Raw genomic sequence first — 15,645 nt, forward strand, 5'->3', positions numbered from 1 at the left:
GGTGGATCACGAGGGCCTCCTGCACTCGGCGGTAGATGTCGCAATCCACACCGAGCCAGAAGGCCCTCGCCTCTTTCAAGGACCACTCAAGGCATGTCGCCTGTCACCAACGTCCCGGGACAGCACAACTAGCCTCTCGGGTTCCACAGGGGTCGCCCGCGCTCAGGGGCGACCAGGTCGCTGAGGAACGGGTCCGCCTTCGTGAGGGCGCGGATCAACAGGGCGACCATGCCCATGTCGTAGCGGCGCCAGTCCGCCTTGTCCCACACCACGACCGGCCAGGCATCCGGGTCCGGGTCCTCGGTCAGCCAGAAGCACTGCTCTCCGCCGACACCGCCGGCCCAGCCGAGCAGGCCGCCGGGCTCGGGGTGGAAGGCGTAGGGGAACAGGGCCGGGAATTCCTCGCGCAAGTCGCGCAGGAGGGAGCCGATCTCGGCGGCTTCGTCCAGCATCGCCCGCAGGCCGGTGATCCCGGCTTCGGCGTCGTGCAGGGGCCAGGGGGTGGACAGCGTGAGTCGGCTGCCCACCGTCCCGGCCCCGAAGGCGTCGACGAACGCCCGGTAGTCGGCGGGCAGTTCGAGACCGAACGCCGTCCGGGATGCGCCCCAGGGCAGCGCGGACCCTGCCCCGGGCGCGACCCCGGCGATCCGCGCGAACGCGGCGATGTCATCGCGCATGCTGCCTCACCACCTGTCAGGGACTGAGGGAGTGCCCGTCCTTGACGTTCTGGATCGTGCCACCGCCGGGGACCGCGAGCGGATACGGATTGCCGCGGGAGTCCCAGGCGGTGATGCTGAACGTGAACGCGTACGGGATCACTCCCTTGTCTTTGTCCTTGTACTTGGCCAGCACCGTCATCTTCACGATGCCTCCCTTGGCGAGCAAACCGGTGACCGAGGACTGGATGCGTGTCATGGCGCCGACGTTCACCGGTGTGGCCCAGCACGGCGTGAGGTTGCGCTGGAGGCCGCGGCCTCCGAGCGCCCTGGGTATCAGGTGGCAGCTGTTGACCAGCTTTCCCTCGTCCGCGTTCGGGTACAGAGCCTTCGCGCGCTTACGGGCCTCGTCCATGCCGGGGCTGTTGCGGTCGGAGGGCTTGCCTTTGCCCACCGGGTTCTTCAGGCACGCGGTGGCCGCGGTGGCACGCTTGCGCGGCCCGGTGGGAGCGTAGTAGATCCAGCCCGTCCCGCTGGACTCGACGACACCGTTCGGCGGACGCTGCGTCAGGCAGGTCGGCTTGTCGTCGGGGGCGTCACTGCTCGGCGCGCTGGGAGAAGCCTGGGCCCCGCCGGGGCGGGCGCAGCGCGCGCCGAGTCTGCGCGGGTTCGTCCACTGGTGGGTGCCCGACTCGTTGACGATGACCAGGCGGTCGACGCGTGGGCCGCCGCCGTTCCGCTCGCACAGGCTCTCCCGCGCCTGCCGGAACTGCTGGCCCGTCGACAGGAACTTCTCCAGGTCGGCAGTGGAGGCCAGCGCGAACAGCGGGCCGACGGCCGGTTCGAGGTTGATCTGGAGGACCCGTTCGAAGCCGGGCGGCGCCTTCTCGCTCTTGGCGTTCCCGGAACCCGGCCGCTCGCCGTTGAGCTGCTCGGCGCCGAGGCTCATCTGCGGCCCGAGCTGCTCCAGGCTCCGCACGGTCTTCGCGCGCACGGCGCGCTTGATCTTCTGGCCCTGGCGGGTCGTCGTGTAGAGGTAGTCGGCCCGGTAGGTCTTTCCGTCGACCTTGTACGGCCCGGCCCAGGTGACTCTCGCTTGCGGATCGGACTTCAGCAGCTGCGCGACCTGCTGCAGCGCACGCCGGTTGTCGACCTGGTCGGTGGTGGGGAGGTTTTCGCGCAGGTCCTCGGGGTTCTCCAGGCGGCCGGAGCCGGCGATCGCCGCCAGATCGGGCAACTCACCCTGGTTGTTGGCCCCGTTGAGCGCATCGACCGCCTTGTCACCGGCTCCCGTGTCGGTGGCCGGAGAGTCCTTCGTCATCAGGTCGAGCAGCTTCGCCGCGGCGGGCTTCAGCGGAGTCCCGACGGAGACGTCGCCCGGCCGCAGGTTCCGTGCGTGCAGACGGCTGCCCACCTTGGGGTCCGGGCCGTACTCGGCGGACGAGTACACCCAGGCATAGTCGGTGTGCCTCACGGTCTTCCCGGGGGGAGCGATGTTGGGGCGTGAGCCGTTGACCTGCTTGGACTGCTTGGGTTGCAGAGTACCGAGCGGGTGGGGCTGGTCGGGCACGGCCGGAAGGCTGAGATAGAGGGTGGCCGCTCCCGCCTCGTCCCCGCTGTTCGTGACCGTGAAGGAGTACGAGCACGGGTTGGTCGTGCACAGGTACCCACTGTTGTTGGTGATGGTGAAGTTCGGTCCCATGGACTTGGAGACCACCTCGGACGAGGTGGCGGGAGGCACAGCGGCGGACGCGGCCTCAGTCGCGGTCGAACGGACCGCAGTCGTCTGCTCGTTGGTGGCGGGCTTCGGAACCATCAAGAGGTACGAGCTGTAGTCACTGTCCGAGTAGTCGGCCGGGACAACCACCGCACGGCGGCCCGCCGGCTGCGCCCCGTCCGTGGCGTGCCGGGCCGTGTGCCAGGCAGCGGACTTGACCGGCCCTTCCTGGTGGGGCTCCCCTCCGATGGCGAGGACGGTGTACGGAGCTTTGCTGGCGAGGATGACGGTCCAGCCCTGCGCCGTGTACGAGATCGCCTTGCGCCCCTCGATCGTCCCCGCGTCCTGCTGCACCGTTTCGGGATCGGAGGTGACCTGCGTGACCAGCGCGGCCAGCGACTTCGGGGACAGGGAGCCCGCGTTCACGCCGAAGCTGTCGAGCATGTAGTAGCCGTAGCGCTTCTTCGGCGCGATCCAGTGGCCGCTGCTGGTCAGGTCCGTGCCGTACAACGGGTCCTGCTGCGCCCAGAAGTCCGAGTCGCCCTTCAGGTAGAGCCGGTCACCGGACCACGCGATCGCGGACTTGCCGGCCACGGGTTCGCTCAGGGTTCCCGACGCCTGTCCCGACGCGGTGACCGTCAGGTTCGCGTGGGTCACCGGCCGGTGCTCGGCAGGGGCGTAGGCGGTCGACAGGTTCACGGCCGGAAGGGCGCTCAGCGCCCGTGCGGCCGACGCCCCCCGATGGGCCGGCGACACATGAGAGATCGAGGCTTCCCGGTCGGACCCGCCGGACCCGCTCGGCCACACGACGTACACGAGGCTCGCCAGCACCATCAAGGCGACGCCCATGGCGATGAGGGGCATGGCACGCCCTGGCCGGCGCCATGCGGTGGCCAGCCACGACGGCCGGAGCGACCGAGGCGCCGCGGGCGGCTGGGCGGGCGGCGGAGGCACGGCGGTGGGCACAGTGGGTGGTTGGGCCGGCATTGGAGGCACCGCAGGGGGCTCGGGTATCGCCGGGGTGGACCGGGTCGATTCAGTCGATTCACCGGAGGCGGGCGGGACCACCGGGGGCGGGCCCGGCGGCGCGGGTGGCGCGGGTGGCGCTTGTGGTATCGGCGGGACGTTGTCTGGGGGCTGCTGCCGTGGCGGGGGCTTCGGGCCGCCGGATCCGGTCCGCGCGTCGGATCCTTCCTCTGCGTCGGATCCCGACTGCCTGTGTTGGTCCCCCACAGCGACTCCCCCAAGTGGCTTCCGTTGATCCCGGTGCTTGGAGAAGATACGGCAACCTGTGCGAACGTCCTAGAGCGTGAACTCCCCTTCTCTGCACGTCACTTGGAACTGACACGAGGCGGGGGAACGACCAGTACGCAAACGACGAGGGGGCGTGGTGCTGTCCCGCACGGCCCTCGGCGGCGCGAGGGTGATCGGCCGCCCAGATGCTGTGCGGGCCCGCTACGGCGGTCATCCGAGGAGGTCTCGGACGGTGGTCGTCAAGAGCGCCAGCAGCGACAGGGTGGCCGCGAAGGCCATCCCCGCCCGGCTGACGGCTGCTGCCGGGGATGCGCCCTCCCTGCGGGCGAGGAAGCCGGCGGTCACGGCCGCGAGCACGGCGATGATCACGGCAACGGAGACGGCGAGGACGGTCACCGCCACAACGACGGAAATGGGCACGGCAGGCTCCTTTTCGACTGCTGGTACCGGGGGCCGGTGCAGCGACATTGCCCAATCACGTGTGCAGCAGGGTGCAGCCGTACGAAGATGAACAGATCCGTACGGTGGCTCGGGGGGGGCGACGAGGAATGGCGGATGCCGAGGCAACGGCCGACGACGGTGCGCAGGCGCTGAGCCGCCTGCGACAGACTCTGCAGGCCCGCATGGGTGCCCGCTTCAAGGGCTCCACCAGCACCCTGGCCAGGAACGCAGGGCTGGGCAGGACGACGGTCAGCAACGCGCTCAACGACGGCCACCCGCCGCCGTCCTGGCACACGGTCGCGGCCATCGCGCAAACGCTGGGCTTCAGGGCTGAGTACATCGAGGGAGAACTCCACGAGCTGTGGTCGAGCGCGGCCTCCGCCAAAGCCACAACTCCGCGGAAACCCGATCTCACGGCCCTCGTCAGCAACTTACGTGCGCGCAAGCCGGAGCCGTTCGTCGGGCGGGAGACGGAACTGGAACGCCTGGCCACATTTCCCTGGACCGGCACGGGACTGCCGCCGATCACCGTGCGCGGCATGGGCGGGGCCGGCAAGACCACATTGGTCCTCCACCACGCGTGGGCGCAGAGGGCGGCCGGCCCGAACCCCGTGTGGTGGATCGACGCAACCGGTCCCGACGCCATCGAGACCGGCCTGGCCGGGCTGGCCGGTGAGCTGGACCGGGACATCGTGAAGACGTTGCCGGTCTCCGAGGCGGCCGCGTGGGCGACGCACTGGTTGGAGGAGCGGACGGGCTGGATGCTGGTCTTCGACAACGTCGAGGACGGCGTCCATCTCCAGCCGTGGATCGCGAGGCTGACGACGGGCCAGGTCCTGATCACCACCCGGCGCACCCTGGCCTGGCAGCGGGGCAGCGCATTCCTGGACCTCGGTCCCGTTGACCGCGAGCATGCGGTGGCCCTGCTCAAGGAACTCACCGGCCACAGCGACGAAGAAGCGGTCGCTGCGCTGACCGAGTTGGCCGTGGAACTGGGCGACCTACCGCTGGCACTCAGGCAGGCCGGGGCCTTCATGGCGCAGACCGCGATGACGCCCGGCACCTACCTCGCCCTGCTGCGTGAGGACCTGGCAGGGATGCTGGCCGAGCAGCCGCCCGTGGACGACGAGCAGGAGAAGACCATCGCCCGCCTGTGGTCGGTGACACTCTCCACGCTCCGGCACAACCACCCCGACGCGGTGCTGCTGCTGCGCGTTCTCGCGTACTGCGCACCCAGCCCGCTGCCCCGCACCGTGCTCGACGGTGCCCTGCCCTCACCCCTGCGTGTGGTGCGGGCGCTGGGCGTACTCGCCGCGTACAGCCTGGTCACCCTGACCGCTGACGAGGTCACCGTGCACCGGCTGCTCCAGGCCGTCCTGCGCGCCGACGCGGGCGACAGCCTGCCTGCCCCTGACGAGGCCGGTGACGCCAGCGCGCTTGCGGTCGCTCTGCTGGATGACGCCGCGCCCGCCGAGTCAACCCCGGACGATGTCACCGGCTGGCCGCTCTGGGACCGGTTCCTGCCTCACGTGGAAGCCGTCGTCGCCCACCGGGATGGTCTCGAACCGCTTCCCGAACTGGCCCACTTGATGGGACGGACGGGAACGTACCTCCACTCCCGCGGCCACCTCACCCTCGCGCTGGATCTGCGCCGACGTGCCCTGACACTCTCCCAGCGCCTCCACGGCCCCAGGCACCCCGACACCCTGACCCACATGAACAACCTCGCGGTGACTTTGAGCGAGGCCGGACATTACGCAGAGGCCGAGCCCATGTTCCGGGAGACGTTGCGGCTCAACCAGGAGATCCACGGAGAGCGGCATCTGAGCACGGCGGCCTCACTCTGCAACCTGGGCCACGCGCTGACTCATCTGGGCCGCCACAATGAGGCTCTCGCCCCCTCCGAGACGGCCTTGGAGATCACTCGCGACACGTTGGGCGAGGACCACCCCGAGACCGCCTCCCGCCTGGACAACCTCGCCGCCGTCCACACCGCTCTCGGGCACTACCCGCAAGCCCTCGAACTCGGACAGCGGGCCCTGGAGATCACACAGACCGCCCTCGGCGACGACCACCCCGACACCGCCATCCGCCTCGGCAACCTCGCCGCCGTCCACACCGCTCTCGGGCACTACCCGCAAGCCCTCGAACTCGAACGGCGGGCCCTGGAGATCACACAGACCGCCCTCGGCGACGACCACCCCGACACCGCACTGCGGATGAGCAACCTCGCCACGACCCTCAGGGCAACCGGTCGCTACGACGAAGCCCTGGGCTACGCGGAGGACGCCCTGCGCATCACTCAGGAGGCATTCGGGCCCGGCCACCTCGGCACCGCCGTCCGCCTGGGCAATCTGTCCCTCCTGCGCACAGCCAAGGGCGAATACGAACAGGCACTGGCCCTGGACAGGGAAGCGCTGGACATCACCCGTGACGTGCTGGGCGAGAACAACCCCGACACCGCACTGCGGCTGAGCAACATCTCCCAGAGCCTCCGGCGTACCGGACAGCTACCCATGGCTCTGGAACACGGACGGCAGGCGATGGACATCGCCACCGCCACCATGGAACCCGAGCACCCCGAACTCCCCGTTTTCGCCAACAACCTGGCCACCATCTACGACGAACTGGGCCGGCACGAAGACGCGTACCGCCTGAAGACGCAGGCACTGAGAGCGGCCGAAAAAGCCCTCGGCCGCGATCACCCCACCTGCGCCAATTACGCCAGCAATCTCGTGTACACGCTGCACCGACTCGGCAGGTACGAAGAGGCGCTACCCCACGCTCGACGAGCCGTGGCCCTCACCACCAAGGCCCTGGGCCAAGACCACGCAGAACTGGCAGTACGTCTGCACAACCTCGCCCAGACCCTGCTCTCCCTCAACCAACGGGAAGAAGGCCTGACCCTGCAGCGGCAAGCCCTGGAGATCGCCACGAAGGCCCTCGGCCCCGCGCATCCCACGACCGCGCACCTCCGCGCCAGACTCGACGCCGCGACCGACGACGAACGCACACCCTGAGACGGCACGGGTCCGGTCAGACGGGTGCCGGCCTTGGCCAGAAGATCTTTCACGGCTGTGGTCAAGGCGGTTGGTGTGACTGAGCGTTCACGGATGGGCGTTCACGGATGGCCCGCCTCCGGGCCCGCCGTGGGGGCCGCTGGTCGCCCGTGGGCGTAGCGGTTGCGCATGGCGTCGCCGGCCGCAGGACCCGCTGCGAAGACGTAGGCATGGCTGTCGTCGAGACGGCGTCCGGTCCTGGCGTCAACGACCACGGGCTCGACCTCTTCGCCGCTTTCCGCGTCGACGAGAATCATGCTGCGTTCGTGCGGCGCCAGCTGGGAATTGCCCCACGCGGCCAGGGCGACGATCACCGGGCGCAGGGAGCGCCCGAGGTTGGTCAGCACGTACTCGTGGCGGACCGGGTTGGTCTGGTAAGGCCGACGCTCCAGCAATCCGTCCGTCACGAGGGTCTTCAGGCGGGCCGTGAGCATGCTCGAGGAGATGCCCAGGTTCTCTTGGAACTGGTCGAAGCGGGTGTAGCCGTCGAACGCGTCGTGCAGGATCAGCAGCGTCCACCACTCGCCGACATGTTCCACCGTCGTGGACAGCGGGCACTCCCGGTCCTCCAGCCTGATGCGGCTCGCCACGGTGACCATCCCTCCGGTTACTGCTAAAGTCGAAGTCAGTAGCTTCTACTTTAGCAGTAACTGTGCGTCGCCCCGTACGTGCGCACCTGGGATCGGAAGGCGCCATGACCAGCCCCATCAGCGAATCACTCGAAGGTCGCCGCGCCCTGGTCACCGGCGGCACCAAGGGCACTGGGGCCGCCATCGCCCGGCGGCTCGCCGAGGCAGGCGCCGACGTGCTTGTCACCGCCCGCAGCCGCCCCGAAAAGGTCGAGGACAAGACCTTCATCGCCGCCGACCTGTCGACCGCCGAAGGGACCGACCAGGTGATCGCCGAAGTGGGGGCACGCCTGGAAGGTGTCGACGTCCTGGTCCACACACTCGGCGGCTCCGAGGCGCCGGCCGGCGGATTCGCGGCGCTCGGCGAGGAGGACTGGGCAAGGGAGCTCAACGTGAACCTGCTGGCCGCCGTCCGCCTGGACCGCGGCCTCTTGCCTGGCATGATCGCGAGCGGCAAGGGCGTGATCCTGCACGTCACCTCGATCCAGCGCCGGATGCCGCTGTGGAACGGCACCCTGGCCTACGCGGCAGCCAAAGCGGCACTGACCACCTACAGCAAGGGCCTGGCCAACGAGGTCGCCCCACATGGCATCCGCGTCAACACCGTTTCTCCGGGCTTCATCCAGACCACCGCCGCCGACAACCTGGTCACCCGGATCGCCCAGGAGGCCGGCGTCACCCGGGAAGCCGCCCTGGGGCAGCTCATGGACTCGCTCGGCGGCATTCCCCTCGGCCGCCCCAACCGGCCGGAGGAAGTTGCCGAACTCGTCGCTTTCCTCGTCTCCGACCGCGCCTCGGCCATCGTCGGCGCCGAACACGTCATCGATGGCGGCACCACTCCCACCATCTGAGCCCCCACAGTCAAGAGGACCGTCATGCCGAGCCATCAGCCCCGCACCATCGCCCCGAGCGACCTGCCCAAGGCGATCACCCGCTGCCTGAAGGCCCACAAAGACCACGACACCGCCACCGCAGTCACCGCCTTCACCAGCGACGCCACCGTGACCGACGACGGCAGGACGTACCAGGGCGCCACCGCGATCGAACAGTGGCTGGACCACTCCGCCACCGAATTCACCTACACCATCGAGCTCACCGATGCGCAACAGACCGGTCCCACCCACTACGTCGCCACGCACCACCTCGAAGGCAACTTCCCCGGAGGCAGCGTCGACCTCCGCTATCGGTTCGCCCTCCGCGACGACCTGATCGAGCGTCTGGTCATCGAGCCCTGATCCGCCTGGGCGTCTCGATCCCGCGGTGACTCCGCTGATCTCCTGGCCGAGAAGAGGCCCCTCTCCCCAGACGAGACCGATGTCTGAGGTTGTCGACCTGGAGGAGATCTTCGACATCGGCCCCGGCGAGCACATGCTCAGCCCGATCGGCGAGGAGGAGGACCTGCACATCGCCTCCTACGGCCTCGACCAGTGCCTGTCGGTCGTCCGCAAGGCCATCGCCGAGGACACCAGCGCCGAACAGGCCCCGGCAGGCTGGCTGGTCGGCCAGGGCACGGGCATGGCGATGATCGCGACGGGCCCGCCCGGCGGCCACTACGCCGACGCCCGGGTCTCCCTCCTCACCGATGGAACGTACGACATCGCAGTCGGGACCGCGGAGTTCGGCAACGGCACCACCACCGTGCACAAACAGATCACCGCCGGCGCCCTGAACACCACGGAGGACCGCATCGCCATCCGGCAGTCCGACACGGATGTCGTACGCCACGACACGGGCGCCTTCGGCTCGGCCGGCACCGTGGTCGCGGGCAAGGCGGTCCTCCTGGCGGCGACCGCGCTGGCCGAGCGGCTGCAGACCTTCGCGGCCCGGCACACGGGCGTGGCCCGGCACCTGTGCACACTCGGCGCCGAGGCCTTCGACTGCGCAGGCCGGGTCGTGCCCCTGAAGGAGCTCGTCGAGGTCGCCCACGAGAAGGGCGCTGCGGAAGAGCTGGCCGCGGACGGCCGCTGGGGCGGATCCCCACGCTCGGTCGCCTTCAACGCCCAGTGGTTCCGCATCGCCGTCGACCCCGGTACCGGGGAGATCCGTATCCTGCGCAGCGTCCACGCCGCGGACGCGGGCAAGGTCATGAACCCGATGCAGTGCCGGGGCCAGGTCGAGGGCGGCGTCGCCCAGGCACTGGGCGCCACCCTCTTCGAGAACGTACGCATCGACGAGCGCGGCGAGGTCACCACCGCCGCCTTCCGCCGCTACCGCCTCCCCCAGTACGCCGACATCCCACGCACCGATGGTCCACTTCATGGAGACCACGGACGCCATCGGGCCGCTGGGAGCCAAGTCGATGAGCGAGAGCCCCTTCAACCCCGTCGCCCCCGCCTTCGCCAACGCGCTGCGCGACGCCACCGGCATCCGCTTCACGGAAATGCCGGTGACCCGGGACCGTGTCTGGCTCGCACTCGACCGCCACGCCCGTACCTCATCCGGCGAGCGCCCGGCTCGTGGTGCATGAACCTGGAAGACGCTCCCGCGCGGAGACCGAGGACGACTTCGGCACACACCAGCAGCCCGAGTGCACACGCCTCACTACTCGCGGCTGGCGGAGGCAGCACGACGCCACCTCGCACGCCTACACAACCCAGGTCCGCCCCTTGATCTCGGGGCCCGTCGCGCGGTGGGAGTAGCATTTTGGCCAACCCGGCGCATTCCCTACGGCCCGCAGGGCACGTTGCATTGCCCGGTACCCCGAGCGCGGTGCGCTGGCAGACACAGGGGGAGAGTGGGACTGAGGCACTGTTCGGCAACGGCGCGGATGTCGTTGGAGAGCGGGCGCCTAGGATCGCCGGCATGGCACTGCGACCTGTTCAGGTGAACATCAAGGCCCTTGATGGCTCGGCCGTCGGCCGGTTCTGGGCCGAGGCGCTCGGCTGGACTGCTTACAGCCCCGGCGTGACCACCTGCGTCGGCCCCGCCGGCGGCCCCGTTTGGCCGGACCCGGTCGCCGTCTGCGTCGACGTCGTTCCCGTCCCGGAACCCAAGACCACGACGAAGAACCGTATGCACCTCGATCTCGCCACCACCTCTGCGGCCCATCAGGCGGAGTTGGTCGCGCGTCTCCAGGCTCTCGGTGCGACGCCCGCCGACGTGGGCCAGGGCGAAGTACATGCTCATGACGCTAGCGTCCTGAGTCAGAAATTCCGACCTCCCCTTCGACGCTACGGGCAGCCACTGACACTCCACGTCATGTCTGCCGCCCGAGCCCCAGATCCCTGCCGCTGAAGTGACGATTAGCCTTGGCGCCGCATGGCTGATAGGGAGGGTGGATGAGCGAGATACCCCCCGTTTTGACCGTTACCGCCGTCAGCACCATCGAGGCAACAGACCCGCACGACGAGAACAACGAGGACTCGTGGATGGTGATCGAGACCGCCGAGCAGGGCCAGCTGCTGCTCAACCTGCCCGGCCCGATGTACGAAGCCATCGTCCACGGCACCACCCGGCCCGCCAACCAACCGGGACCCGGCCGACTCGCGCTCACGTCTGACGAAATCAACGCCTACCGGGCCCGCATCCTTGACCTGACCTCCGCCACCCGCTGAGGCACGGCGCGCGAGCGCGGCCGATCCGTTCACTGGATCCGTGGCAGGGGCCCGGCGGCCGAGGGTCGAGCCCGAGCGGCTCTGCCGCGCGTCGCGCGGGTATCCGCAGCCGAAGCCATCTCCCGGCTCCTCACAACTCCCCGCTGTGCCAGCGCTGTTCCTCGCGCGCCAGAGCGGCGACGTCAAGCTCTTGACGCCGGGCGGTCTCAACCCAGTCGAGGGCGAGGCGGAGGAAGGCCGCCGTGTCCTCCGGGCACACCTGCCCATGGACGTCGACCAGTGCCAGCAGGGCCCCAGCGGCCTCGCCTCCTTCGCACCCTGCGCAGAGGATCACCTCTTTGAAGCCGCGGATCCGCTTCCCGGCCTGTCCGTGCCATGCGTGGGGATAGCGGGCCGTCATCAGGCCGGGCTGCCCACATCGCGGGCAGGCCGAGGCGTCCTCGGCACCCGGCCGTGCGGGGCGGTCCTCCGCCTTCTCGGCGGTCATGCCGTGCCCGCCCAGGCTTCGGGACCGAAGGTCCCCTTGATGTCGGAGGCGAGGGTGGAGGCATCCACCAGCCTGCCGAGCGCATAGACCGTGGTCTGCTGGGGGGACCTGACGCGCAAATGGACGGGCGAGTCCCCGGGGTGGGCGCTCAGGATGCGTTTCAGCTCCGCGACGGCGGACGAGTTGACGCGGTGGACCGGCATGTAGAGCTGCACCGGCGGCCGACCGCCACCCTCGGCGGATGAGACGTCAACTGCCGTCAACTCCCGGCCGTGGATGTTCAGAGTGCCGTCGCGCTCCTCGATCCGGCCCAGCACCGAGATCACGTTGTCCTCGGTGAGAGCGTGCTGGACGAGTGGGTAGACCCCCGGGAAGAACAGCACCTCGATCGAGCCGTCGCGGTCGGCGAGGTTGATGATGGCCCAGGCATTGCCTTGTTTGGTCATCTTGCGCTGCACCCCGGCGATCAGGCCGGACAGCTTGATCTCCCCCGTCGTGCGCCCGGAGCCGAGGAGCTCGGCGATGGAGGCGTCGCGGTGGGCGGCAAGGATGTGCTCCGCCCCGTCGAGAGGGTGTGCCGAAACGTACAGGCCCAGCATTTCGCGCTCGGCGGCCAGCAACTGCCGGCGCGGCCACTCGGTCTCACTGATCTTGAAGTCGAAGCCGAAGGCGGGGGTGTCGGCATCTGTGGTGCCGAGGTCGGCGAACAGGTCGTCCTGGCCGTAGGCGGCGGCCTTCTTGACCGGGAGGACGGAGTCGATGGCACCCTCGTGGATCGCGGCCAGGCCCTTGCGGGTGTGGCCGAGGGAATCGAAGGCGCCGGCCTTGATGAGGGAGTCGACCGCCCGCTTGTTCAGCGCGGCGATCTCCGCCTTGTCCAGGAAGTCGGCGAAGGCGGTGAACCTGCCGTGCTTGCTGCGGGCCTGGACGATGGCGTCGATAACGTTGTCGCCGACGTTGCGCACCGAGCGCAGGCCGAAGCGGACGTCGTCGCCGATGGCGGTGAACTCAGCGGCCGAGGCGTTCACGTCCGGTTGCAGGACGCGCACGCCGTTCTTGCGGGCGTCGGCGAGGTAGACGGCGGCCTTGTCCTTGTCGTCGCCGACGGAGGTGAGCAGGGCCGCCATGTACTCGGCGGGATAGTTGGCCTTGAGGTAGGCGGTCCAGTACGCGACCAGGCCGTAGCCGGCGGTGTGCGATTTGTTGAAGGCGTAGCCCGAGAAGGGGAGCATGACGTCCCACAGGGCCTTGATGGCCTGCTCCGAGTAGTGGTTGGCGGCCATGCCGTCGTGGAACTTCTCCCACTCAGCGGCCAGGACCTCGGGTTTCTTCTTCCCCATGGCGCGGCGCAGCAGGTCGGCGCCGCCCAGGGTGTAGCCGGCCAATCGCCGGGCAATGGCCATGATCTGCTCTTGGTAGACGAGCAGGTGGAAGGTTGTGCCGAGGATCGGTTCCAGGGCGTCTTCGAGCTCGGCGTGGATCGGTTCGATGGGCTGTTTGCCGGTCTTGCGGAAGGCGTAGTGGGTGTGGGCGTTGGCGGCCATCGGTCCGGGTCGGTACAGGGCCAGGGCCGCGGCGATGTCCTCGAACCGGGTCGGCTCCATCAGCTTCAGCAGGGTGCGCATGCCGCCGCCGTCGAGCTGGAAGACCCCGAAGGTGTTGCCCTCGGCCAGCAGCTCGTAGGTCTTGGCGTCGTCCAAGGGGATGACGACGGTTGTCGGGTCGCCGTCCAGCGCGTCCACGGTGGCCAGCTTCACGCCGCGGTTGTCGCGGATGTTGGCGATGGCCTGGTCGATGACGCCCAGGTTCCGCAGGCCCAGGAAGTCCATCTTGATCAGCCCCATGCCTTCGCAGCTGGGGTAGTCGAACCCGGTGATCTTCACGCCGTCCTTGGCGCGCATGTGCAGCGGGATGCGGTCGGTCAGCCGGGTCTTGGACAGGATGACGGCAGCCGCGTGCACGCCGGTACCGCGGGTCAGACCCTCCACACCGCGAGCTGTGTCGATCACCCGGCGGACGTCAGGATCGTTGTCGTACATCTGACGGATCTCGCCGCACTCGCCGTAGCGGGGGTGGGCGGAGTCGAAGAGCCCGTCGAGCGGGATGGACTTGCCGTTCTGGTCCGGCGGGAGTGCCTTGGTGATCCGCTCACCGTGGGCGAAGGGGTAGCCCAGGATGCGGGAGCTGTCCTTGATGGCGTTCTTGGCCTTGATCTTGCCGAAGGTGTTCACCATGGCGGTGTAGTCGTCGCCGTACTTGTCGGTGACGTAGCGGACCATCTGATCGCGCTGACGGTCGTCGAAGTCGAGGTCGACATCCGGCGGGTTGATGCGCTCCGGATTGAGGAACCTCTCGAAGAGCAGGCCGTGTTGCAGGGGGCACAGTTCGGTGATGCGGGTGGCGTAGGCGACGATCGAGCCGGTCGCCGAACCACGGCCGGGGCCGATGGGGATCGCGTTGTCGCGGGCGTAGCGGCAGATGTCCGCCACGACGAGGAAGTACGAGGAGAACCCCATCGGGCCGATGACGGCCATCTCGGTCTCGAACCGGTCCAGGACGTGCTGCGGGATGGGGGTGCCGTAGCGCATGGCCAGGCCCTTGAGGACCTCCTTGCGCAGCCACGACTCCTGGCTCTCGCCGTCGGGCACGTCGGGGAACTGGGGCATCTCGTCGACGAAGTCGAAGACCTCGTCGTAGGGCTCGACCCGTTCGGCGATCAGGAGGGTGTTGTCGCAGGCCTCGGGCAGCTCGGCGAACAGGTGCCGCATCTCGTCGGCTGTCTTGAGGTAGTAGCCGGTACCGCTGAAGCGGAAGCGGTTCGGGGCGTCCTTGTTCTTCCCCACGCCGATGCACAGCAGGTTGTCGTGGGCGTCGGCCTGATCCTGGGTGACGTAGTGCGCATCGTTGGTGGCCAGCAGCGGCAGGTGCAGCTCCTTCGCCAGGCGCAGCAGGCCCTCGCGTACGCCCCGCTCGATGGCCAGGCCGTGGTCCATCAGCTCCAGGAAGTAGTTGTCCCGGCCGAAGATGTCCTGGTAGGCGGCTGCGGCCTCCTTGGCCTTGGCGAACTGGTTCAAGCGCAGGCGGGTCTGGACCTCGCCCGAGGGGCAGCCGGTCGTCGCGATGATCCCCGCCGGGCGCTCGGCGATCAGCTCACGGTCCATGCGCGGCTTGCCGGCCGGGAACTGGCCGTCGTAGCTGGCCTGGGTGCTGAGCCAGAAGAGGTTGCGCAAGCCTTCGACGCTCTGGGCCCACATGGTCATGTGGGTGAAGCAGCCGCCGCCCGAGACGTCCTTGCCCTCTCCGTCGTCCGACACGGCCCGCTGGCCACCCGGCCCCCAGAACTCGCGCTGCCGGCTGTGCCGGGAGGAGGGGGCCACGTACGCTTCGATGCCGATGATCGGCGTCACGCCGGCGTAGTCCTTGGCCACCTGCTGGAACTCGTAGGCACCGAACATGTTGCCGTGGTCGCTCATCGCGATGGCCGGCATCTCCTGCCGGGCGACCTCGGCGAACATGGGCTTGAGCTTCTGAGCACCGTCGAGCATCGAATACTCAGTGTGATTGTGCAGGTGGACAAAACGTTTGCCGGACACTGGGCGGACACCTCCGGGCAGGTCGGGGAAGCCGTCACCTTATCCCTGAGGCCCCCAGCGAAACGCCGTCTGCGCAGCCCTTCGGGCAGATCAACTCGACTGCCACGGAACGACCTTGAGGTATCGCGCAAAGTTTTACCGACACGCCGCGCCACCCGTCGCACGCCGTGCGGTGCGAGGGCGGGAGAGGCTCCCGTCGTCACGCTCAGTCAAGAGGCCTCGGGCGGGCCAATGCTCTAAGGGGCGAGTGGTACG

10 protein-coding genes and 2 pseudogenes are annotated in these 15,645 nt (G+C 68.9%); 6 read left to right on the top strand and 6 right to left on the bottom strand.

Going from position 1 to position 15,645, the window contains the following annotated elements; genetic code table 11:
• Window positions 1-128 precede the first annotated feature (128 nt).
• The 3 genes from V2J85_RS05195 to V2J85_RS05205 form a co-directional block, all read right to left on the bottom strand.
• Window positions 129-677 (bottom strand): hypothetical protein, encoded by a 549-nt coding sequence (locus tag V2J85_RS05195; RefSeq protein WP_261958074.1) that lies wholly within the window; start codon window positions 675-677, stop codon window positions 129-131.
• A 16-nt stretch (window positions 678-693) separates the two neighbouring features.
• Window positions 694-3,072: a DNA/RNA non-specific endonuclease gene (locus tag V2J85_RS05200; protein ID WP_330820763.1), complete on the bottom strand. Its 2,379-nt coding sequence runs from the start codon at window positions 3,070-3,072 to the stop codon at window positions 694-696.
• Window positions 3,073-3,837: 765 nt separating this feature from the next.
• Window positions 3,838-4,047: a hypothetical protein gene (locus tag V2J85_RS05205; RefSeq protein ID WP_261958072.1), complete on the bottom strand. Its 210-nt coding sequence runs from the start codon at window positions 4,045-4,047 to the stop codon at window positions 3,838-3,840.
• A 128-nt stretch (window positions 4,048-4,175) separates the two neighbouring features.
• Between V2J85_RS05205 and V2J85_RS05210 the strand changes: the two genes are divergently transcribed.
• Window positions 4,176-7,088, top strand: a complete 2,913-nt coding sequence (locus V2J85_RS05210) for a tetratricopeptide repeat protein (RefSeq protein ID WP_330820764.1) — start codon at window positions 4,176-4,178, stop codon at window positions 7,086-7,088.
• A 101-nt stretch (window positions 7,089-7,189) separates the two neighbouring features.
• On the opposite strand, the gene V2J85_RS05215 is transcribed toward V2J85_RS05210, so the two are convergent.
• Entirely contained in the window at window positions 7,190-7,726 is a 537-nt protein-coding gene (locus V2J85_RS05215; RefSeq protein WP_330820765.1) for a winged helix-turn-helix transcriptional regulator, read from the bottom strand.
• 95 nt (window positions 7,727-7,821) lie between these two features.
• Here V2J85_RS05215 and V2J85_RS05220 point away from each other — a divergent pair, with 95 nt between their 5' ends.
• The 5 genes and pseudogenes from V2J85_RS05220 to V2J85_RS05240 all read left to right on the top strand — a co-directional run bounded on the left by V2J85_RS05220 (window position 7,822) and on the right by V2J85_RS05240 (window position 11,310).
• A complete protein-coding gene (locus V2J85_RS05220) occupies window positions 7,822-8,607 on the top strand; it encodes an SDR family oxidoreductase (RefSeq protein ID WP_261958069.1) in 786 nt (261 codons plus the stop codon).
• A 24-nt stretch (window positions 8,608-8,631) separates the two neighbouring features.
• The gene (locus V2J85_RS05225; RefSeq protein WP_261958068.1) at window positions 8,632-8,991 is read left to right on the top strand and encodes a nuclear transport factor 2-like protein; all 360 of its coding nucleotides are present in this window, start codon (window positions 8,632-8,634) and stop codon (window positions 8,989-8,991) included.
• Window positions 8,992-9,106: 115 nt separating this feature from the next.
• Window positions 9,107-10,223, top strand: a pseudogene (locus tag V2J85_RS05230) (xanthine dehydrogenase family protein molybdopterin-binding subunit); the annotation flags it as partial.
• A gap of 335 nt (window positions 10,224-10,558) precedes the next feature.
• Window positions 10,559-10,873: pseudogene (locus tag V2J85_RS05235) on the top strand (VOC family protein); the annotation flags it as partial.
• Between the two features lie 161 nt (window positions 10,874-11,034).
• Window positions 11,035-11,310 carry a hypothetical protein gene (locus V2J85_RS05240; protein WP_330820766.1) on the top strand — a complete coding sequence of 92 codons (276 nt, stop codon included), beginning with the start codon at window positions 11,035-11,037 and terminating at the stop codon, window positions 11,308-11,310.
• Window positions 11,311-11,440: 130 nt separating this feature from the next.
• Here V2J85_RS05240 and V2J85_RS05245 read toward each other — a convergent pair whose 3' ends face one another.
• On the bottom strand, window positions 11,441-11,797 hold the full coding sequence (locus tag V2J85_RS05245; RefSeq protein WP_330820767.1) for a DUF6300 family protein: 357 nt from the start codon (window positions 11,795-11,797) through the stop codon (window positions 11,441-11,443).
• Window positions 11,794-15,390 (bottom strand): DNA polymerase III subunit alpha, encoded by a 3,597-nt coding sequence (gene dnaE / locus V2J85_RS05250; RefSeq protein ID WP_330820768.1) that lies wholly within the window; start codon window positions 15,388-15,390, stop codon window positions 11,794-11,796. Before dnaE ends, V2J85_RS05245 begins: the two co-directional genes overlap by 4 nt.
• Window positions 15,391-15,645: the final 255 nt, after the last annotated feature.

Origin of the sequence: Streptomyces bugieae (assembly GCF_036352915.1) — a bacterium.
GTDB lineage: Bacteria > Actinomycetota > Actinomycetes > Streptomycetales > Streptomycetaceae > Streptomyces > Streptomyces endophytica.

Bases quoted from the DNA above. Each gene is read 5' to 3' on its own strand.
- V2J85_RS05195 (WP_261958074.1), bottom strand. From the start codon at position 677: ATGCGCGATGACATCGCCGCGTTCGCGCGGATCGCCGGGGTCGCGCCC.
- V2J85_RS05210 (WP_330820764.1), top strand. From the start codon at position 4,176: ATGGCGGATGCCGAGGCAACGGCCGACGACGGTGCGCAGGCGCTGAGC.
- V2J85_RS05215 (WP_330820765.1), bottom strand. From the start codon at position 7,726: ATGGTCACCGTGGCGAGCCGCATCAGGCTGGAGGACCGGGAGTGCCCG.
- V2J85_RS05220 (WP_261958069.1), top strand. From the start codon at position 7,822: ATGACCAGCCCCATCAGCGAATCACTCGAAGGTCGCCGCGCCCTGGTC.
- V2J85_RS05225 (WP_261958068.1), top strand. From the start codon at position 8,632: ATGCCGAGCCATCAGCCCCGCACCATCGCCCCGAGCGACCTGCCCAAG.
- V2J85_RS05240 (WP_330820766.1), top strand. From the start codon at position 11,035: ATGAGCGAGATACCCCCCGTTTTGACCGTTACCGCCGTCAGCACCATC.
- V2J85_RS05245 (WP_330820767.1), bottom strand. From the start codon at position 11,797: ATGACCGCCGAGAAGGCGGAGGACCGCCCCGCACGGCCGGGTGCCGAG.